We start from the raw sequence: 19842 nt of genomic DNA on the forward strand, positions 1-19842 counted from the left end.
GCCCGGTGCACGACGATCGCCCCGCCCGGGCGCAGCAGCCGCACCCCCTCGACGACGAACTGCGGCTGGTCGATCGGGTCTCCGTCGATGAACACCAGGTCGTAGGACTCGTCGGCAAGCCGCGTGAGCACTTCCTGCGCCCGGCCGCTGATCAGCCGCGAGCGCGACGGCCCAACGCCGGCCTCGGTGAACGCCTGCTTGGCCAGCCGCTGATGCTCGGGCTCGACGTCGATCGTGGTGAGCACGCCGTCTTCACGCATGCCCGAGAGCAGCCACAGTCCGCTGACGCCGGCTCCCGTGCCGACCTCTACGACGGCCTTGGCTCCGGTCAGTTTCGCCAGCACGCACAGCAGCGCCCCGACCGCGGGAGTGACGGCACCTGCGCCGATGTCGACGGCCCGCTCGCGGGCAGCGGCGACAATCGCGTCCTCGGAGATCGATCCTTCGGCATGCGTGACGATCGACTCGGCCCGACTGGTGCGCGGTTGCCCCGCCGTGTCGTCGGTGCTGGCCATGCCCGCAGCGTAGAGCGAACCGCGGTGGGCTCGCGCCGCGACACGCCCGCGCGCAAACACAAGAATCGGCCCGTAACAAAGCCGTTTTCGCTGGTCGAAAAATGGGTAGCGATCTTTCTCAGGAAATGTTCAGTTTGCTCATATGCCAACCACACCCGGGTCGGAGACGGTTACTCGCATGGAACACGGCGGACGCTGGCGTTACGGGAATAAGCACGAGCTCAGACGTGTTGCCGTCGACATCGAGCCGTCGATGTCCGATGACGGCTGTGACAGCGATGAGCGGCTCTCGCGAAGAGCCGATGACATGGAGGATCTGACGACCACCACCGTAAACGCCCCCGCCGCTCCGGTGTCCATGGCCCACCTCGAGCAGTACACCGACGGATCTTGGGTCGAGCCCACCGATGAGTTGTCGGGCACCGCGGTGTTCGATGCCACAGGAGATGCGGCCACGATGCCGTCCTGGGATGAGCTGGTGCGCCAGCACGCCGACCGCGTGTACCGGCTGGCCTACCGGTTGTCCGGCAACCAGCATGATGCCGAGGACCTCACACAGGAGACGTTCATCCGCGTGTTCCGCTCGGTGCAGAACTACCAGCCCGGCACGTTCGAGGGCTGGCTGCACCGCATCACCACGAACCTGTTCCTCGACATGGTCCGGCGGCGTGGGCGCATTCGCATGGAGGCGTTGCCCGAGGACTACGACCGGGTGCCGGCCGACGAGCCGAACCCCGAGCAGATCTACCACGATTCGCGGCTCGGCCCTGACCTGCAGGCCGCGCTGGACTCGCTGCCGCCGGAATTCCGCGCCGCGGTCGTCCTGTGCGACATCGAGGGCCTGTCCTACGAGGAAATCGGTGCCACGCTGGGCGTGAAGCTGGGTACCGTGCGCAGCCGAATTCACCGAGGCAGGCAGGCGCTGCGGGACTACCTGGCAAGCCACCCCGGCGTCTCGCATGACAACACGGCCAAATCAGCCTGACGCTCACGGGTGTCGCTCACAGCGCGCCGCGCTACATTCGACTCAGCACCGTCTTTTGTGAGGCAACTAAATGGAGAGGAGCTGGGTGATGGTCGACCCGGGACATGTGTTCCGCCGCGCATTCTCCTGGCTGCCTTCCCAGTTCGCCTCGCAGAGCGACGCGCCGGTCGGGCCGCGGCAGTTCGGCTCAACCGAGCACCTCTCAATCGAGGCTGTCGCCGCGTTTGTCGACGGCGAGCTCAGAATGACCGCACATCTGCGCGCGGCGCACCACTTGTCGCTGTGCCCGGACTGCGCGGCCGAGGTGGAAGCCCAGCGCCAGGCCCGCACGGCTTTGCGGGACTCGTGCCCGATCGTCGTACCGAGCGCGCTGCTGGGGTTGTTGTCCCAGATACCGCATGACGCTCCGCAGGATCCGCCCGAACGGACCGACCAGCCGCAGTTAGCTGACGGCACGCCGCGGTCATGGCGTAAGCGCCGGTAGGGTAGATGCTTCAGTGTTGCGGCAAGCACCGACCTTGCGCCGGCCATTGCGGGCGCGCCAATAGAGAGTGATATTCGGGTGACCAATCAGGACCAGTCGGGCGGTAGTGACCGCCTGGAGCCGCGCCCTGTCACGCGTCCACCCGTCGATCCGGCCTCGCAACGCGCGTTCGGCCGGCCCGACGGTGTCGACGGATCCTTTGTGGGTCTGGACCGCTACCGCAACCAGGGCGACTACACACCGACGAACAAGGCCGCAGATCCTGTGCTGGCCGAGGCGTTCGCGCGCCCCTATACCGGAGGGGACTCGCTGCAACGTCACCCCGCCGACGCGGGCGCGCTCGAGGCCGAACGTGACGGACAAGGTGCCGACGAGCCCGACGACCCCTGGCGCAATCCAGGCGCGGCCGCCGCACTCGGGACTCCAGCGGTGCCCCAACCGGCGCCCGCCTACTCGTCTGTCGGTACGGGCAAGCTCGGCGTGCGCGAAGTGCTCTTCGGCAGCAAGGTTTCCTACGTCGCCTTGGCGGTGCTCGCGATCCTCGCGCTCGTCATCGGCATCGCCGGTGGCTGGGTGGGCCGCACGACCGCCCAGGTCGTCGAGGCGTTCACCACGTCGAAGGTGACCCTGGAAACCGACAACAATCCCGAACAGCCGACTGACCGATTCGCGAAAGTCGCTGCGGCCGTTGCTGATTCGGTGGTGACGATCGAGGCGGTCAGTGACCAGGAAGGCTCGCAGGGCTCGGGCGTTGTCATCGACGGCCGTGGCTACATCGTCACCAACAATCACGTGATCTCCGAGGCCGCGGCGAACCCGAGCCAGTACAAGACGACGGTGGTGTTCAACGACGGCAAGGAGGTGCCGGCCAATCTCGTCGGCCGCGACCCGAAGACCGACCTCGCCGTGCTCAAGGTAGACAACGTCGACAACCTCGTCGTGGCCCGCTTCGGTGATTCCGAAAAGCTCCACGTCGGTGACGAGGTGATCGCCGCGGGCGCCCCGCTCGGTCTGCGCAGCACGGTTACCCACGGCATCATCAGCGCGCTACACCGGCCGGTGCCGCTGTCAGGTGACGGCTCGGACACCGACACCGTCATCGACGGTGTGCAGACCGACGCATCGATCAACCACGGCAACTCGGGCGGCCCGCTGATCAACATGGATTCCGAAGTGATCGGCATCAACACCGCCGGAAAGTCGCTGTCGGACAGCGCCAGTGGCCTCGGTTTCGCGATCCCGGTGAATGAGGTCAAGCAGGTCGTCGAGACGCTGATCAAGGACGGCAAGATCGCGCACCCGACGCTGGGTCTGACGGCCCGGTCGGTGAGCAACGCGGTCGCATCGGGCGCTCAGGTGGCCAACGTCAAGGTCGGTGGCCCCGCCGAGAAGGGCGGGATCCTCGAGAACGACGTGGTCGTCAAGGTCGGCAACCGCACTGTCGCCGATGCCGACGAGTTCGTCGTCGCGGTGCGTCAGCTGGCCATCGGGCAAGAGGCCCCGATCGAGGTGGTGCGCGACGGCCGCCACGTCACGTTGATGGTTACTCCCGGCGCCGACAACAGCGCGTAGCGATGTTCGCCAACGTCGGCTGGGGCGAGATGCTGGTCCTGGTGATCGCCGGTCTGGTGATTCTGGGTCCCGAACGGCTGCCCGGGGCGATCCGCTGGACATCGAACGCGCTGCGGCAGGCGCGCGATTACATCAGCGGCGCCACCAGCCAGCTGCGTGAAGACCTCGGGCCCGAGTTCGACGACCTGCGCGAGCCGCTCAGCCAGCTGAACAAGCTGCGGGGGATGACGCCGCGGGCCGCGCTCACCAAGCATCTGCTGGACGGCGACGATTCGATCTTCACGGGCAAGTTCGACACGACCCAACAAGCTCCGCCGCCGGCGGCGGAATCTGCGCCCCCGCCGATGACGGAGCCCGGGCAGCCGGCCACGACGCCGTTCGACACCGACGCCACATAGCGCGAGCAGACGGAAAAGCCCCCGACACGCCGCCGTTTTCGAGCCGTTTGCGTTCCCCAGCTTGCGCGTGGGCCCAGCTCGGCAGAACTAACGGCCCGCGGGGTCCAGGCCCAGCGACATGCCCGCTAGTCCACGCTTGCGGCTCGACAGTGCGTCGGCCACTTTGCGCAACTCCTTGCCCGCGACCGAATCGGGCGCGGACAGCACGAGCGGCACCCCGGAGTCGCCGGCCGCCACCAGTGCGGGATCCAGCGGCACCTGGCCCAGCAGCGGCACGTCGGCGCCGACTGCGCGGGACAGCCGCTCGGCCACCTGACGGCCACCGCCTTCGCCGAAGATCTGCATCGTCGTGCCGTCGGGCAGCAGCAGCCCGGACATGTTCTCTACTACGCCGACGATCCGCTGCCGTGTCTGCAATGCGATCGCGCCCGCGCGCTCGGCGACCTCGGCCGCGGCCAGCTGTGGCGTCGTCACCACAAGAATCTCGGCGCCCGGAATCAGCTGAGCCACAGAGATCGCGACGTCACCAGTGCCCGGCGGCAGATCCAACAGCAGCACGTCAAGATCGCCCCAGTACACGTCGGCGAGGAACTGCTGCAGCGCCCGGTGCAGCATCGGACCGCGCCACACCACCGGCGTGTTGCCCTGGGTGAACATCGCGATCGAGATCACGCGCACGTCGTGGGCGACCGGCGGCAGGATCATCGACTCGACCTGGGTGGGCCGGTCGGTGGTGCCCATCATCCGCGGGACGGAGTGGCCGTAGATGTCGGCGTCGAGTACGCCGACGGACAGCCCGCGCGCGGCCATCGCGGCGGCAAGGTTGACCGTCACGCTGGACTTGCCGACACCGCCCTTGCCGGACGCGACGGCATACACGCGGGTCAGCGAGCCGGGCTGCGCGAACGGGATCACCGGTTCACGCGAATCGCCTCGCAACTGCTTGCGCAGCTCGGTGCGTTGCTCGTCGTTCATCACGTCGAGGGTGACCTTGACGCCGCCGGTTCCAGGGACATCGGCGACGGCCTGGCTGACGCGCTCGGAGATCTCGGTCTTCTTCGGGCAGGCCTCGGTGGTCAGATACACCTCGACGTGCACACCACCGTCGGCGTCTACGGAGATGTTCTTGACCATGCCGAGCTCGGTGATCGGCCGCCGCAGTTCGGGGTCGATCACCTTGGCCAGCGCGGCGCGAACCGCGGCTTCGGTTTCAGTGGGAGTTTGAGACATCACCTGCGAGTCTAGGCCGACTCGACAGGCGTCCTTAACCCGCCGGACCGGGCGCAGGGCCAGGCGCCGGACCCAATCCCGGGGGCAGCGCCGGCGCGAGCTCGGCTGTCGGCGGCGGACCGGGAGCAACTCCCGGGACCGGGCCTGCCGCAGGCGGTGCCTGCGGCATCAGCATCTGCGCGTCACCGGGTGCCGCGGGCGCCGCCGGTGGAGTCGTGATGCAGAACACCGCGCATTCGGCTGGTCGCGTCTGCTCCTGCGGAGGCGGCTGCATCCACGGTGGCATCCACGGTGCAGGCGCAGTCTGCTCCGGCTGCGGCTGGGGAACCACCAGAGGCGCGGGCCCGGGCAGTGGACCCAAGGTCTGGCCGGGGTAGGTCGGGATCTCGCTGGCGACGTCGCCTCGTCCCATCAGCGGCATCAGCGCCAGCGGGTCGTTGGCCGGCAGCCCGAGAGCGTTCAGCGGCAGGCCCGGGCCAAGCCCTTCGTACTGATCCAGATGCGCGTCGCCAATCGGCGGGACGGGGCCGGTGATCGGCGGCAGATCCACCGGAACCACACCGGTCGCGTATGCCGCAGCCCAGCCGAGCACGTTTCGCGCATAGGCGACGGAGTTGTTGTAGCGCAGGATCGACGACATCACTTGGGACGGATCGCGCAGGTTCAGCCCGCCGCTGCAAAGATAGCGAGCCGCCGCCAGCGTCGAGTCGAACAGGTTCTGCACATCGGCCTTGCCGTCTCCGTCGCCGTCCGAGGCGTATCGGGCCCAGGTGCCCGGCAGGAACTGCATCGGTCCCATCGCACGGGCGTAGGCGACTCGGTCGGCCGTGCGGCTCTGCACGATGACCTCGTTACCGGGCAGCGTGCCGTCAAGCGTGGGCCCGTAGATCGGCCGTACCGCGGTGCCGCGCGCGTCGGTCGCGCCTCCGTTCGCGTGCATGGATTCGATGCGTCCGATGCCGGCCAACAGGTTCCAGCTGATGCCGCAGCCTGGATTCGCGGACGCCATCATCCGCTCGGCGTTGCGATATGCAGACAACGCCATCGCTGGAATACGAAGCGTCCCGGGCGAATTCACCACTGCAGACGGTGGGGGAGCCGACACGTTGGTGGTCGCTGCGATGTGAAACGCCGATGGCGCCTTGGTAACCGCGACCACCGACGCCCCGGAGCGGGTGCCCGTTGTCGACTGGACTGCGGCAAGCGGCGTCACCGCACTGTCGCGGAGAGGGGCGGTGGCCGAAGGCGCGGAGGCGCCGACCGCGCCGGCCAGGATTATCGGGGTGATGATTGCGACGCCGAAGGCAGGCGTGCGTACTGCTCGCCCTGCTCGGCGCTGCGCTGCCTCGAAGGCGGCCCGTCCCCCTATTTGCACTCAACCGTCCTAGCTGTGTGACTTGTGAACCAAGTCACCATACCTAGTCCCGATCCGCGTGTTGCAGCAATGGTCAGAGCCGATTCAGCCCAGTCGCTTCGTCCGTCGCTCGGCACCGTCGGATTTGGCCGCCGCATCCCGGTCTGGACGGGTATCCGGCGGCTGCAGCTCGGCCAGCATCTCGCGCAGTTCCTCGAGCTCGCGGCGCAGGTAATCGCGGGTTGCGACCTCGCCGACGGCCAGCCGCAGCGCGGCCAATTCGCGGGCCAGATATTCGGTGTCGGCCTTGGTCTGTTCGGCCCGGCGACGGTCCTCTTCAATGACCACGCGGTCGCGGTTTTCCTGACGGTTCTGCGCCAGCAGGATCAACGGCGCCGCGTACGCCGCCTGCGTGGAAAACGCCAGGTTGAGCAGGATGAACGGATACGGATCCCAGCGCAGCCTGACGGCGAACAGGTTCAGGGCCACCCACAGGATGACGAGGATGGTCTGCCACAGCAGGTAACGGCCGGTGCCCAGAAAGCGGGCGATCGACTCGCTGAACTGGCCGACAGCCTCCGGATCGACGTTGAACGTGAATCGACGCGAGTCGCGGGGCGTGTCGAGCCGCTGGCGCGCCGACAAGTCGCTCATGTCACCCCTTCGGAGCCGGACAGTTCGGGTTCTTCGAGGCGCTCGCGCCAGTCGTCGGGCAGCAGGTGGTCGAGCACGTCGTCGACGGACACCGCGCCCAGCAGATGGTTCTCCTCGTCGACCACGGGACCGCAGACGAGATTGTAGGCGGCGAAGTACCGGGTGACGGCCGCCAGCGAGTCGTCGGGGCTCAGGTTGGGCAGTTCGGTGTCGATGACGCCGCTGACCAGCTCCGCGGGCGGCTCACGCAGCAACCGCTGCAGGTGCACGCAACCCAGATAGCGTCCGGTCGGGGTGGCGGTCGGTGGCCGCACCACGAACACCAGCGAGGCCAGCGCGGGGGTGAGGTCGGGGTCGCGGACGCGAGCCAGCGCCTCGGCGACGGTGGTGTCTGGGGCCAGCACGACCGGCTCGGACGTCATCAGACCACCCGCCGTGTCGGGGGAGTGGGACAACAGCCGGCGCACGTCCTCGGAATCCTCGGGATCCATCCGGCGCAGGAACTGTTCGGCGTCGGCAGGCGTCATCGTGCCCAGCAGGTCGGCGGCGTCGTCGGGGTCCATCGCCTCGAGCACGTCCGCGGCGCGATCGGTCTTCAGCTGGCGCAGCACGTCGGCCTGCTCGTCCTCGGGCAGCTCCTGCAGGACGTCGGCCAGCCGTTCATCGTCGAGGGCGTTGACCACCTCGTATCGGCGTTTCGCCGGCAGCTCCCTGATGGCTTCGGCGACTTCGACGGCGCGCTGTCCCTCGAACTGCTCGAGCAGCTGCGCCACACCCTGGTCGGGCATCGCCAGACCCGACGGAGTGAGTCCCTGGACGTGCTGCCAGTCGACGATGTGCACATTGCCGCGACGGCCCAGCCGCCGCTGGGGCCGCACCGCAACCTTGGTGACCATCCAGTCGCGGGTCCGGGTCTGCTCGATACCCAGATCGACGACGATCACCTCGAGGCCGGTCAGCTGCGGCAGGTCGGGATCGTCGACGCGTACCCGTGTTTCGATCACTTGGCCCAGCACCAACACTTCACCGGGCCGCTGCGCGAACCGGCGCAACGACACGCTGCCGGTCGCCAGCGTGACGGCGCCGGGCTCGATTCCCGTCACCCGCAGGATCGGAACGAAAATCCTTCGGCGAGTGAGCAATTCGACGACGAGGCCAAGCACTCGTGGCTGTTGGCGCACGATGCTGATGCTGATCACCACATCGCGCACGCGGCCGATGGACTCGCCGTCGGGGCCCAGCACCACCATCCCCGCGAGCCGGGCCGCATAGACCCTGTTAACCGCCGCCATGCCTCAAAGGGTAGAGAGTGTCCTTGTGGAAAACCGATATCGGCCCCGTCGAACGTGCCTTTCCGTACCGGGTAGCAGCGCCAAGATGATCGAGAAGGCCAAGGGCTTGCCTGCTGACGAGGTGTTCCTCGATCTGGAAGACGCCGTCGCGCCGGATGCCAAGGAACAGGCCCGCACTCAGGTCGCGGTCGCACTCGCCGAGCCCGGTTGGGCCGGACAGTTGCGCGGCGTGCGCGTGAACGACTGGACGACGCCGTGGACCTACGCCGACATCATCGAGGTGGTCTCGACGGCGGGCGCTTCGCTCGACATTGTGGTGCTGCCCAAGGTGTCTGACGTCTCGCATATCCACGCGCTGGATCTGCTGCTGAGCCAGCTCGAGGCCACGCACGGACTTGCCGTCGGCCGCATCGGCATCGAGGCGCAGATCGAAAACGCACAGGGCTTGACCAACATTGACGCGATCGCGGCGGGCCCGCGCGTGCAGGCGCTGGTGTTAGGTCCCGCGGACATGGCGGCGAGCCTGAACATGCGCACACTGGAGGTCGGCGAACAGCCCGAGGGCTACGACGTCGGCGACGCTCATCACCATGTGTTGATGCGAATCCTCGTCGCGGCGCGGGCACACGGCGTCCTGGCGATCGACGGGCCCTACTTGAAGATTCGCGACGTGGACGGCTTCCGCCGGGTCGCCGGCCGCTCGGCGGCGCTGGGCTATGACGGCAAATGGGTGCTGCATCCCGATCAGATTGCGGCGGGCAATGAGATCTTCAGCCCGCGGCAGAAGGACTATGACCACGCAGAGCTGATCCTCGAGGCCTACCAGTGGCACACGTCGGGGGCCGGCGGCGCCCGGGGTGCGGCGATGCTTGGCGACGAGATGATCGACGAGGCGAGCCGCAAGATGGCGCTGGTGATCGCCGGCAAGGGCCGGGCGGCCGGCATGCAGCGGACGTCTGAGCCGTTCCGCCCACCTGTCTAGCGTCGGGCTGCGAGACGACGTTCGTGCTTGGGTTCCACACCGCTCGACGCGGGGAACTGCCCAGCCGCTACGGCGCCCACTGCCAGCTGCTGGCGTAGAGGCCTATCGACAGCAGCAGGTAGAGGATCCATCCGGCGGTCACCAGCCCGCCGATGATGGTGCCCGTCAGCGCGACCGCATAACCGTCCTGACCGGTGCGCCGCGTTTCGCGCATCGCGATCACCCCGAGGACAAGCCCCGCGATCGACGGCAAGCCACAGCAGAACAGGCCGACGATGGACGTCGCCAGCGCCGCGATGGCCTTGGCGTTGGTGCCGGGCGGCTTGGTCGGCCGGTACGGGTCGTAGGCGCCCGGGTAGTAGGCAGCCGGATACGGCGGCGCGCCCGGATATCCCGGCGGACCCGGATACGGGGGCGGATAGACGGGCGGCGGCAGTCCGGCATCCGCCGGATAGTCCAGGGGCGGTTGCGCATCCGGCCGCGGCGACGAGTTCTCCAGCGGCGGATACTCGAAACCGCCGGCCGGTTGCTCGGGGCCGCTGGTCGTCATTGTCAGCTGCTTATGACTGCGATCGTCCAGATCAAGTTGACGAGCAACGTGAACGCCCCGACGGCGATGCCGGCGATCGCCAGCCCATGGCCGCCTTCACGACTCTGCTTGATCTGGTTCAACGCCACGACTCCGAGCACGATGCCGATCAGCGAGCCGATGCCGCACAGCACACCGATGATCGACGCGACCAGCGATGCGATCGCCATCGTGTTGGTGCCCTGCGTGGGCTGACCGTACGCGCCCGAATAGTCGGACGCCGGGTACCCGGTGGGCGGGGCGCCGTAGCCGGGAGGCGGGGTCCCGTACTGGGGTGGCGGATACGACGGTGCGCCGTAGCCGGCGGGACCCGGGTAGGGGGGCGGCGCATAGCCGGTCTGCGGACCGCCGGGGGGCGGATAGTTCGGCGGCGGCGTGTAGCTGGGTGGCGGATATCCCGACGCCTGCGGGTATCCGGGGGCCTCGTATCCGGCCGGCGGCGTGTATGCGGGCGGTGGTGTGTAGCTGGGCTGCTCCGGCGACTGCGGCGCCTGCGCGTCGGCCGCTTGGTCCTTGGACTGCTCGATCGGTGGTGCCTCGTAGCCGCCCGATGACGGCTCTGACACATCTGCGCTGGAATCGGATGATGCCGTTTGGCCTGCGTCCTCGCCCGGATTTGTCATGCTGATCAACCTAGCGCAAGCGCTGGGCACCATCGCGGCCGTCGAAGCGTTGGTCCGGATGAGAGCTGATACGACATTTCGGCCTGCGATAGAGGAGAATGAGGATCGATGACCAGCCCGTTTCAGCCTGGACAGAATGCCGGTGCCGCGGCAGGCGCTTCGAGCTCGGGGCGCGGTGGTCCGGCGGGGCTGCCCACGCCGCCAAAGGGATGGCCGATCGGCTCGTATCCGACTTACGCCGAGGCGCAGCGTGCGGTGGACTACCTGTCCGACCAACAGTTCCCGGTGCAGCAGGTGACCATCGTCGGCGTTGACCTGATGCAGGTTGAGCGCGTCACCGGCAGGCTGACCTGGCCGAAGGTGCTCGGCGGTGGTGTGTTGACGGGCGCCTGGCTTGGCCTTTTTATCGGCCTGATTCTCGGCTTCTTCAGCCCCAGCCCGTGGGGTGCGCTGGTCACCGGCCTGATCGCCGGCGTGTTCTTCGGCCTGATCACCTCCGCGATTCCGTATGCGATGGCGCGTGGCACAAGAGATTTCAGCTCGACGATGCAGCTCGTCGCTGGCCGCTACGACGTGCTCTGCGACCCCCAGAATGCCGAACGGGGCCGGGATCTGCTGGCGCGCTTGAAGATCTAGCGCCGTTATTCCCGCGAGTGTGCGTGTTTGCAGCCGACACGCCGCCAATAACAGGGAGTTTGCGCACGCTCGCAATTGAGTAACGGTGTGCGACGCGCGGCGTCAAGGTGTTGCAAATCACGCGTATCTGGCAATACGGTTTGCGCGCGGGAGGTTCCCGAGCGGAGCCGCTTGGCGGCGACATTCAGACGCGGAGCAGCTCTAGCGGCGACATCGGAACCGGACGGGAGGCGGGACGTGCGCATCCCCAGCTTGCGCGTGGGCCCACGGCGGCTAGGTGCTGCGGCATTGGCCGCGCTGACGGCGGCGTCGATGGTGTCGGCATGCGGTTCGAGCAGCAGCGGCATCGTCATCAATTACTACACGCCGGCTAACGAGATGGCGACGTTCACCGCAGTCGCCAAGCGCTGCAACGAAGAACTCGGCGGCCGCTTCACCATCCAGCAGATCAGCTTGCCAAAGGAGGCCGACGCTCAGCGACTACAGCTGGCGCGGCGGCTTACCGGCAATGACAAGACGCTCGATGTGATGGCAATGGACGTCGTGTGGACGGCCGAGTTCGCCGAGGCCGGTTGGGCTTTGCCGTTATCGGACGATCCGTCCGACCTCGCCGAATCCGACGCCACCACGAACACGCTGCCCGGTCCGCTGGAGACCGCCAAGTGGCAAGGCAAGCTCTATGCTGCGCCGATCACGACCAACACCCAATTGCTTTGGTATCGAGCTGATTTGATGGACAAGCCGCCGACGACGTGGGATGGCATGGTGGCCGAGGCGACCGGGTTGCACGCCGCCGGAAAGCCGAGCTGGATCGCCGTGCAGGCCAAGCAATACGAAGGTCTCGTTGTGTGGTTCAACACATTGCTGGAAAGCGCTGGCGGTCAAGTGCTTTCCGACGACGGCAAGACCGTCACGCTGACAGACACTCAAGAGCATCGGGAAGCCACCGTCAAGGCGTTGCAAATCATGAAGGCCGTTGCTACCGCCCCCGGCGCCGACCCGTCGATCACCCAAACCGACGAGGGCACCGCGCGGCTGGCGCTCGAGCAGGGCAAAGCTGCGCTGGAAGTGAACTGGCCGTTCGTGCTCCCGTCGATGCTGGAGAACGCCGTAAAGGGCGGCGTAGGTTTTCTGCCGCTGAACAAGCACCCGGACCTGACCGGTGCCATCAACGATGTTGGAACGTTCTCGCCCACCGACGAGCAGTTCAAGGCCGCCTACGACGCCAGCAAGGAAGTTTTCGGGTTCGCGCCCTACCCGGGTGTGCGGGCGGACGACCCTGCCAAGGTCACGATCGGCGGGCTGAACCTCGCGGTCGCCAAGACCAGCCAGCACCGCGGGGAGGCGTTCGAGGCGATTCGCTGCCTTCGAAACGTCGAAAACCAGCGGTACACATCGGTCGAGGGCGGCCTGCCCGCCGTGCGCACCTCGCTCTACGACGACCCGCAATTCCAGGCCAAGTACCCGCAGTACGCGATCATCCGCGAGCAGCTGACCAACGCCGCTGTGCGCCCCGCGACGCCGGTCTATCAAGCCGTGTCGACCAGGATTTCGGTCACGCTGGCGCCGATCACCGGCATTGACCCCGAACGCACAGCCGACGAGTTGACCGTACAGATCCAGAAGGCCATCGACGGTAAGGGGCTGATTCCATGACCGCCGTCGCCGAAGCGCCCACCACTGGCACCGACGACCGCAAGTCCGAGCGGCGGCTGGCGTTCGTCTTGATCGCTCCGGCCATCGTGTTGATGCTGGCCGTCACCGCCTATCCGATCGGTTACGCGGTGTGGCTGAGCCTTCAGCGCTACAACCTCGCCACCCCCGACGACACGTCGTTCGTCGGGCTGCAGAACTACATCACGGTCCTGTCTGACCGGTACTGGTGGACGGCGTTCCTGGTGACACTGGCGATCACGGTGGTGTCGGTAGCCATCGAGTTCGTACTGGGCATGGCATTGGCGTTGGTGATGCACCGGACGATCTTCGGAAAGGGTGTGGTGCGCACCGCAATCCTGATTCCGTACGGCATCGTGACGGTGGCTGCGTCATACAGCTGGTACTACGCGTGGACGCCGGGCACCGGATATCTGGCCAATCTGCTTCCCGAGGGCAGCGCGCCGCTGACGCAGCAGATTCCGTCACTGGCGATCGTCGTGCTCGCCGAAGTGTGGAAGACGACGCCTTTCATGGCGCTGCTGCTGCTCGCCGGATTGGCTCTGGTGCCACAGGATCTGCTCAACGCCGCCCAGATCGACGGGGCGGGCGCGTGGAAGCGGCTCGTGAAAGTGATTGTGCCGCTGATCAAACCGGCGATCCTGGTGGCGCTGCTGTTCCGCACGCTGGACGCGTTCCGGATCTTCGACAACATCTACGTTCTCACCGGCGGCGCAAATAACACCGGCTCGGTGTCGATCCTTGGCTACGACAACTTGTTCAAGGCCTTCAATCTCGGCCTGGGCTCGGCGATAAGCGTGCTGATCTTCTTGTCGGTGGCGGTGATCGCGTTCATCTACATCAAGCTGTTCGGTGCTGCGGCGCCCGGGTCCGACGAGGAGAGGCGCTGATGGCCGAAGCTGACGATGCGGGCCGGTGGCCCGTGGTGGGGGCACTCCCCTCGCAAGCTGGGGGCCCACCCGCTTGCGGGGGAGAAGCGAGCAGACATGCCTGAGCGGGTCGGCGCTAGCCGGGCGACGGGCTGGACCGTCGTCAACATTCTCGTGGTCCTCTACGCGCTGTTCCCCGTGCTGTGGATACTGAGCCTGTCGTTGAAGCCGACGTCAACTGTCAAGGACGGCAAGCTGATTCCGTCCCAGATCACATTCGCCAACTACAAGGGCATCTTCCACGGCGACATCTTCAGCTCGGCCCTGATCAACTCGATCGGCATCGGGTTGATCACCACACTGATCGCGGTGGTGATCGGCGGTATGGCGGCCTATGCGGTTGCGCGGCTGGCGTTTCCGGGTAAACGCCTGCTGGTCGGTGTTGCACTGTTGATCGCGATGTTCCCGCAGATCTCCTTGGTGACGCCGCTTTTCAACATCGAGCGCCGGGTCGGTCTGTTCGACACGTGGCCGGGCCTGATCATCCCGTACATCACCTTCGCGCTGCCGCTGGCGATCTACACGCTGTCGGCGTTCTTCCGTGAAATCCCGTGGGATCTCGAGAAGGCCGCGAAGATGGACGGCGCCACGCCGGCGCAGGCGTTCCGTAAGGTCATCGCGCCGCTGGCTGCGCCGGGCATCGTGACCGCTGCGATCCTGGTGTTCATCTTCGCGTGGAACGACCTGTTGCTGGCGTTGTCTCTGACTGCGACGCAGCGCGCCATCACGGCGCCGGTGGCGATCGCCAACTTCACCGGCAGTTCGCAATTCGAGGAACCGACCGGATCGATCGCGGCCGGCGCGATGGTCATCACGATTCCGATAGTTATCTTTGTTCTCATCTTCCAACGACGGATCGTCGCTGGCTTGACGTCCGGTGCGGTAAAGGGGTAGCTCAATGGCCGAAATTGTGTTGGACAGGGTGACCAAGAGTTACCCGAACGGCGCGACGGCCGTGAAGGATCTGTCGATCACGATCGCCGACGGAGAGTTCATCATCTTGGTCGGCCCGTCGGGATGTGGAAAATCCACCACTCTCAACATGATCGCCGGGCTCGAGGAGATCTCGTCGGGTGAGCTGCGGATCGGCGGCGATCGCGTCAACGAGAAGGCGCCCAAGGACCGCGACATCGCGATGGTGTTCCAGTCCTATGCGCTCTACCCGCATATGACGGTGCGCCAGAACATCGCGTTCCCGTTGACCTTGGCCAAGGTGAAGAAGGCCGAGATCGCGCAGCAGGTCGAGGAGACTGCGAAAATCCTTGACCTGACTGATTTCTTGGACCGCAAACCCGCGCAGTTGTCCGGTGGCCAGCGGCAGCGCGTGGCGATGGGCCGTGCGATCGTACGCAATCCCAAGGCCTTCCTGATGGACGAGCCGCTGTCGAACCTCGACGCCAAGCTGCGTGTGCAGATGCGCTCGGAAATCGCCCGGCTGCAGGACCGGCTCGGCACCACCACCGTCTACGTGACTCACGACCAGACCGAGGCCATGACGCTCGGCGACCGGGTGGTGGTGCTGCTCGCCGGAGCCGCCCAGCAGATCGGAACCCCCGACGAGTTGTACAACAGTCCCGTCAATCTGTTCGTCGCCGGGTTCATCGGATCGCCTGCGATGAACTTCTTCCCGGCCACGCTGACCGACGTCGGTGTGCGCCTGCCGTTCGGTGAAGTCATGCTGACGCAAGAAGTTCACGACCTGCTCGCCCAGCGCAAGAGGCCGAACAACGTGATCGTCGGCGTCCGGCCCGAACACCTCGAGGATGCGTCGCTGCTCGACGGATATGCGCGGATCCGAGCGTTGAAGTTCGAGGTGACGGTCGACTTGGTCGAGTCGCTGGGCGCCGATAAGTACGTGCACTTCAAAACCGAAGGGGCCGGCGCGCAGGCGGCGCAGCTGGCAGAGCTCGCTGCCGAGTCGGGTGCCGGCGAAAACGAGTTTGTGGCGCGGGTTTCCACCGAATCGAAGGCGGTGCAGGGCCAGACGATCGAGCTGGCGTTCGACACCTCCAAGATCGCGATCTTCGACGCGGACACCGGGGAGAATCTGACCGCTCCGATCGGCCGTTCGGATGGGCAGCAGGCCACGACCGAGCAGCCGCCGGCTAGCGAGCCGAGACCCCCGGCTAGCGAGCCGACGCCACAGTCGCCGGCCGAGTGATCGATGTTCTGGCCGCGGTGCGAGCGCATCTGCGTGAGCACTTCGCCCGGGCGGGAATCACAGCCGAGCCCGACGCAGCCAGTGTGACGTTCCTTGGCACGGAGCGCATCGACGTGCTGCGCTTCGGGCCCGATGTCGACGGCGTCAGTCACTATGTGTCGCTGGGCTGTTCACGTCATCCGATGTTCGACCCGACCGAAATGGTGACCGATGCACTGCACGGTCCGCGCGCCGAGGTGACCGTCGCGCTGCGCGGGCCGTCGCCCAAAGGGCTGGCCCGGTCGCTGGCCATCGTGGCCGCTTCGCCCGTAGTCGAGGGGCTCATGCTGGAGCCCGATGCACTGGTCGATCTGGAATCACCGCTGTGGGATGACGCGCCGTTCACCGCATTTCTGTTGGGCCGCAGCGACATTGCTGACGTGCCGTTGACAGCGCCGCTGCCACCGGTGACGGTGCTTTCGGCCTCGCCGATCACCGCCACCGAGGCGGCGTGGGTGCGACTCAAGGGAGCCGACGCGATGCGCGACGCGTGGCAGCAGGACGGGGTCGACGTGCTCGACCCACGGCGGCGAGCCGCCAATCCATCCTGAGCGGCGAGCCGCCAATCCATCCTGAGCGGCGAGCCGCGCGGCGCAGCTGAGCCGACCCTCTTAGCTTGGGCAGGCCGACACGACGACCAAACCGCCGCCGTTGTTCGCGAGCGCGACTTGTTCGGCCAGCTGCTGGTTGTACGAGGTCGCGGTGGCGATCTTCCACCCCTCTCGTCCGTTGGACACCGCAACCGCGGCGCACTCGTTGAACGCAACGACACGCACTTCACACTGACCACCGCCGGTGTTGCCGCCGTTCGTTGCGCAGTCGTTGAGCGCGTTGATCCTCGCCGTATCGAAGACGCCGCTTTGCCCTGTACCGTGCGCGTCCCGATAGATGAGTTTGCCCCCAAAGCCATAGGACTGCTGGTAGGCAAGCGCGACATAGGTGCCGGCGGCAATGGCGGGTGCAGCCGCGCCGAACGCGCCGGCGACCAGTGCGACGCTGGAAGCCAACGTGGCGGAAGCCGCGATCCGACGACGGACCGGCCGTTTCTGGTGCGTGGTGCTCATGAGATTCTCCTGATCATTTTGATGTGGTCGTGAATTGAAGGTTTGTCGCGCAAGGAAATTCGAGGTGGTCCTACGCATCTCCGGTCGACGGGTCGATCACCGAGCCGACGAGGTGGATGGCGTCGGCGGGCAGGCTGGCCAGTCGGGCGTGTTCACGAATGGCCTCGGGATTGTCTGCCATGTAGACGCAGAAGATCTTGTCGTCGGTGACGTAGCTCTGCTGCCACTTGACGTGCGGCGACAGCGTCGCGAGAGCTTCGTTCGATACCGCCGAAGCGGCACGCAGTTCGTCGCGCGAAAGCCTGCCGGCACCCGGCATCGTGCGTTCGATCACGTATTTCGGCATGGTGTGGTGTCCTTGCATATTCGGCCCATGAAGGGGTTTGGGGATGTGACACCATCAGCGTCTGTCAGGAACCACGAGAGGCCAATGACTGTGCGACCTGTACTCCTTGCCGAAGCACCGTACTCGGCGACCGACAGCCGGTGACCCGTGGCCACACCGTCGCCGTTGCGCGCCGCTTTGGAGAATCTCCGGCTCGACGGCGCGATCTTCTTCCGCGCCGAGTTCACCGAGAATTGGGCGTTCGAGTCGCCGTTGAAGGACTTGACGCAGGCGCTCCGCCCCGGAGTCAAGAGCATGATCCTTTTCCACATCGTGGCGGCCGGGCGGTGCTGGATCTCGACTCCCGAGGGTGAACGGCATTGGGCCGACCGAGGTGACGTCATCGTATTGCCTTACGGTGATGACTATTTGATGGGTGGTGCCGAGCCAGCCGAGATCGTTCCCATCCTGAACCTGATGAGTCGACCACCGTGGGACAGCATGCTGGTTCTCGAACATGGTGCAGGCGGAGATCGAACCGACATCGTCTGTGGGCACATGTATTCCGACGATCCGCTGTTCGACCCGGCGATGCGTGCGTTCCCGCCCGTCTTCGTCGTTAGGGTGCCGGACGGACCCGCAGCCCAATGGGTGGCATCGAGTATCAATTACGCGCTGGCGGTCACGACGGAATCGCTTGCGGCGCCGCCAGTGTCGACCAGACTGCCGGAGCTCCTGCTCACCGAGGTGCTGCGGATTCATCTCGAGACAGCGCCGATGGCTGAGTACGGGTGGATTGCTGCGCTACACGATCGGGTGTTGGCGCCCGCGATGGCGGCGTTGCACGCCGAGCCGGAGCGTAAGTGGACCGTTGCTGAACTCGCCAGCGCCGCAACCGTTTCGCGCTCGGTGCTCGACCAACGATTCCGCGAGATCCTCCACCGATCGCCGATCAAGTACCTGACCGAGTGGCGCATGCACCTGGCCGACGATTTGTTGCGGACTACCGATCTCAGCGTGTCGGCGATCTCGCGGCGCATCGGCTACGAGTCCGAGGAGGCGTTCAGCCGGGCCTTCCGGCGCGGCCACGGTGCTTCGCCGGGTGCCTGGCGATCTTCCCAACGGCGGGTAGGCGGTTAGAGCCAGTGGTTGTGGCGGAAAATCCGATACAGCGTCGCGCAGACGGTGGCCATCAATAGCAGCACCGCCGGATAGCCCCACACCCAATGCAGTTCAGGCATGTGTTCGAAGTTCATGCCGTAGATACCCGCAAGCGCGGTCGGCACCGCCGCGATCGCCACCCATGCCGAGATCTTGCGCATGTCGACGTTCTGCTGCATCGCGACCTTGCCCAGCGCGGCCTGCACCAGCGAGCTGAGCATTTCGTCGTAGGCGGTGATGCGGTCAGATGCCTGGCTGGTGTGATCGCTGACGTCACGCATGTAGCGACGCACCTCGACAGAGATCAGGTCGTTGTGGTCGGTCAGCATCCGCTGCAAGGCCTGGGTCAACGGGCTGACGGCGCGGCGCATTTCGACGACCTCGCGCTTGAGGAGATAGATGCACTCGATGTTGGTTTGAGTAGCCGGGGAGAAGACGTCCTCTTCCATCGCGTCGATGTCGACCTCCATCATGTCGGTGACCTCGAGGTAGTGGTCGACGACATGGTCGGCGATGGCGTGCATGATCGCGTACGGCCCCAGCTTCAGCGTCGCCGGCGACGCGTCGAGCCGCTTGCGCACCCCGGCCAACCCGCCGTGCTCGCCGTGCCGCACCGTGACCACGAAGTCCGGGCCGACGAAGACCATGATCTCGCCGGTCTCGACGATCTCGCGGGCCAGGGCCACCGATTCGTGTTCGACGTAATTCACTGTCTTGAGCACCATGAACAGCGTCTTGTCGTAGCGCTCCAGCTTGGGCCGCTGGTGTGCGTGCACCGCGTCCTCGACGGCCAGCTCGTGGAGATTGAACACGTCGGCCACGGCCTGCATCTGGTGTTCATCGGGCTCGTGCAGTCCGATCCACACGAATGCTTCCTTGCCCTCGCGCTCCAGTTCCCGCACCTTCGAAAGCGCGGCGGCGTGGGTGTACTTGCCGGGTGCGCGTTGGCCGTCGACGTAGATGCCGCAGTCGACCATCGCCCGCGCGACAGGAACATGGATGGATTTTGCGTCCGGATGAGCGGACTTGGTGCGCACGACTGGTCGAAGAGATGGAGGCAACGCGCGAAACGATGGCATCTCGAACCTCCCTTGACGGCCGGGCATTCGTGAGAAGTCCCTGGTAAATGCTACGCGTTGGACCGGAGGTTCATCGCGCAGCGGAGTGCGCTAGTT

Annotated in this window: 22 protein-coding genes; 12 read left to right on the plus strand and 10 right to left on the minus strand. The window is 66.2% G+C overall.

Annotated features, from left to right (window positions below; genetic code table 11):
- On the minus strand, positions 1-515 hold a 515-nt coding region (locus tag VJV41_RS19975), incomplete at its 3' end, for an O-methyltransferase (protein WP_325336758.1).
- Between the two features lie 178 nt (positions 516-693).
- Between VJV41_RS19975 and sigE the strand changes: the two genes are divergently transcribed.
- The 4 genes from sigE to tatB all read left to right on the plus strand — a co-directional run bounded on the left by sigE (position 694) and on the right by tatB (position 3954).
- On the plus strand, positions 694-1500 hold the full coding sequence (gene sigE, locus VJV41_RS19980) for an RNA polymerase sigma factor SigE (protein WP_414685008.1): 807 nt from the start codon (positions 694-696) through the stop codon (positions 1498-1500).
- Between the two features lie 88 nt (positions 1501-1588).
- On the plus strand, positions 1589-1984 hold the full coding sequence (gene rseA / locus VJV41_RS19985) for an anti-sigma E factor RseA (protein ID WP_325336759.1): 396 nt from the start codon (positions 1589-1591) through the stop codon (positions 1982-1984).
- A gap of 78 nt (positions 1985-2062) precedes the next feature.
- Positions 2063-3556 carry a S1C family serine protease gene (locus VJV41_RS19990; RefSeq protein ID WP_325336760.1) on the plus strand — a complete coding sequence of 498 codons (1494 nt, stop codon included), beginning with the start codon at positions 2063-2065 and terminating at the stop codon, positions 3554-3556.
- A gap of 2 nt (positions 3557-3558) precedes the next feature.
- On the plus strand, positions 3559-3954 hold the full coding sequence (gene tatB, locus VJV41_RS19995) for a Sec-independent protein translocase protein TatB (protein WP_325336761.1): 396 nt from the start codon (positions 3559-3561) through the stop codon (positions 3952-3954).
- An 87-nt stretch (positions 3955-4041) separates the two neighbouring features.
- Here the strand turns inward: tatB and VJV41_RS20000 are convergent, their stop codons facing one another.
- The 4 genes from VJV41_RS20000 to VJV41_RS20015 form a co-directional block, all read right to left on the minus strand.
- Positions 4042-5184 (minus strand): Mrp/NBP35 family ATP-binding protein, encoded by a 1143-nt coding sequence (locus VJV41_RS20000; protein ID WP_325336762.1) that lies wholly within the window; start codon positions 5182-5184, stop codon positions 4042-4044.
- Between the two features lie 34 nt (positions 5185-5218).
- Positions 5219-6559 (minus strand): lytic transglycosylase domain-containing protein, encoded by a 1341-nt coding sequence (locus VJV41_RS20005; protein WP_325336763.1) that lies wholly within the window; start codon positions 6557-6559, stop codon positions 5219-5221.
- 84 nt (positions 6560-6643) lie between these two features.
- Positions 6644-7192 carry a DUF1003 domain-containing protein gene (locus VJV41_RS20010; protein WP_325336764.1) on the minus strand — a complete coding sequence of 183 codons (549 nt, stop codon included), beginning with the start codon at positions 7190-7192 and terminating at the stop codon, positions 6644-6646.
- The gene (locus tag VJV41_RS20015) at positions 7189-8484 is read right to left on the minus strand and encodes a magnesium transporter MgtE N-terminal domain-containing protein (protein WP_325336765.1); all 1296 of its coding nucleotides are present in this window, start codon (positions 8482-8484) and stop codon (positions 7189-7191) included. Before VJV41_RS20015 ends, VJV41_RS20010 begins: the two co-directional genes overlap by 4 nt.
- Before the next feature lie 25 nt (positions 8485-8509).
- On the opposite strand from VJV41_RS20015, the gene VJV41_RS20020 reads away from it, so the two are divergent.
- Positions 8510-9466 carry a CoA ester lyase gene (locus tag VJV41_RS20020; protein WP_325336766.1) on the plus strand — a complete coding sequence of 319 codons (957 nt, stop codon included), beginning with the start codon at positions 8510-8512 and terminating at the stop codon, positions 9464-9466.
- 67 nt (positions 9467-9533) lie between these two features.
- Here VJV41_RS20020 and VJV41_RS20025 read toward each other — a convergent pair whose 3' ends face one another.
- Positions 9534-10016, minus strand: a complete 483-nt coding sequence (locus VJV41_RS20025; RefSeq protein ID WP_325336767.1) for a DUF4190 domain-containing protein — start codon at positions 10014-10016, stop codon at positions 9534-9536.
- A gap of 2 nt (positions 10017-10018) precedes the next feature.
- Positions 10019-10678: a DUF4190 domain-containing protein gene (locus VJV41_RS20030; protein WP_325336768.1), complete on the minus strand. Its 660-nt coding sequence runs from the start codon at positions 10676-10678 to the stop codon at positions 10019-10021.
- A 108-nt stretch (positions 10679-10786) separates the two neighbouring features.
- Here VJV41_RS20030 and VJV41_RS20035 point away from each other — a divergent pair, with 108 nt between their 5' ends.
- The 6 genes from VJV41_RS20035 (at position 10787) to VJV41_RS20060 (ending at position 16668) form a co-directional block, all read left to right on the plus strand.
- Positions 10787-11314 (plus strand): general stress protein, encoded by a 528-nt coding sequence (locus tag VJV41_RS20035; RefSeq protein WP_325336769.1) that lies wholly within the window; start codon positions 10787-10789, stop codon positions 11312-11314.
- 258 nt (positions 11315-11572) lie between these two features.
- Entirely contained in the window at positions 11573-12970 is a 1398-nt protein-coding gene (locus tag VJV41_RS20040) for an ABC transporter substrate-binding protein (protein WP_325336785.1), read from the plus strand.
- Positions 12967-13878 (plus strand): sugar ABC transporter permease, encoded by a 912-nt coding sequence (locus tag VJV41_RS20045; protein ID WP_325336770.1) that lies wholly within the window; start codon positions 12967-12969, stop codon positions 13876-13878. Before VJV41_RS20040 ends, VJV41_RS20045 begins: the two co-directional genes overlap by 4 nt.
- Before the next feature lie 96 nt (positions 13879-13974).
- Positions 13975-14811 carry a carbohydrate ABC transporter permease gene (locus VJV41_RS20050; protein ID WP_325336771.1) on the plus strand — a complete coding sequence of 279 codons (837 nt, stop codon included), beginning with the start codon at positions 13975-13977 and terminating at the stop codon, positions 14809-14811.
- Between the two features lie 4 nt (positions 14812-14815).
- Positions 14816-16078, plus strand: a complete 1263-nt coding sequence (locus VJV41_RS20055) for a sn-glycerol-3-phosphate ABC transporter ATP-binding protein UgpC (RefSeq protein ID WP_325336772.1) — start codon at positions 14816-14818, stop codon at positions 16076-16078.
- The gene (locus VJV41_RS20060; RefSeq protein ID WP_325336773.1) at positions 16075-16668 is read left to right on the plus strand and encodes a suppressor of fused domain protein; all 594 of its coding nucleotides are present in this window, start codon (positions 16075-16077) and stop codon (positions 16666-16668) included. Before VJV41_RS20055 ends, VJV41_RS20060 begins: the two co-directional genes overlap by 4 nt.
- Positions 16669-16728: 60 nt before the next feature.
- On the opposite strand, the gene VJV41_RS20065 is transcribed toward VJV41_RS20060, so the two are convergent.
- Both VJV41_RS20065 and VJV41_RS20070 read right to left on the minus strand, forming a co-directional pair.
- Positions 16729-17181 carry a DUF4189 domain-containing protein gene (locus VJV41_RS20065; protein WP_325336774.1) on the minus strand — a complete coding sequence of 151 codons (453 nt, stop codon included), beginning with the start codon at positions 17179-17181 and terminating at the stop codon, positions 16729-16731.
- A gap of 70 nt (positions 17182-17251) precedes the next feature.
- Entirely contained in the window at positions 17252-17527 is a 276-nt protein-coding gene (locus tag VJV41_RS20070) for a DUF4242 domain-containing protein (RefSeq protein WP_325336775.1), read from the minus strand.
- 147 nt (positions 17528-17674) lie between these two features.
- On the opposite strand from VJV41_RS20070, the gene VJV41_RS20075 reads away from it, so the two are divergent.
- On the plus strand, positions 17675-18646 hold the full coding sequence (locus VJV41_RS20075) for an AraC family transcriptional regulator (protein WP_325336776.1): 972 nt from the start codon (positions 17675-17677) through the stop codon (positions 18644-18646).
- On the opposite strand, the gene corA is transcribed toward VJV41_RS20075, so the two are convergent.
- On the minus strand, positions 18643-19746 hold the full coding sequence (corA, locus tag VJV41_RS20080; RefSeq protein WP_325336777.1) for a magnesium/cobalt transporter CorA: 1104 nt from the start codon (positions 19744-19746) through the stop codon (positions 18643-18645). The two genes, VJV41_RS20075 and corA, sit on opposite strands and share 4 nt — an antisense overlap.
- Between the last annotated feature and the right edge of the window lie 96 nt (positions 19747-19842).

It is taken from the genome of Mycobacterium sp. (assembly GCF_035274705.1).
In the GTDB taxonomy this organism is placed as follows: Bacteria; Actinomycetota; Actinomycetes; order Mycobacteriales; family Mycobacteriaceae; genus Mycobacterium.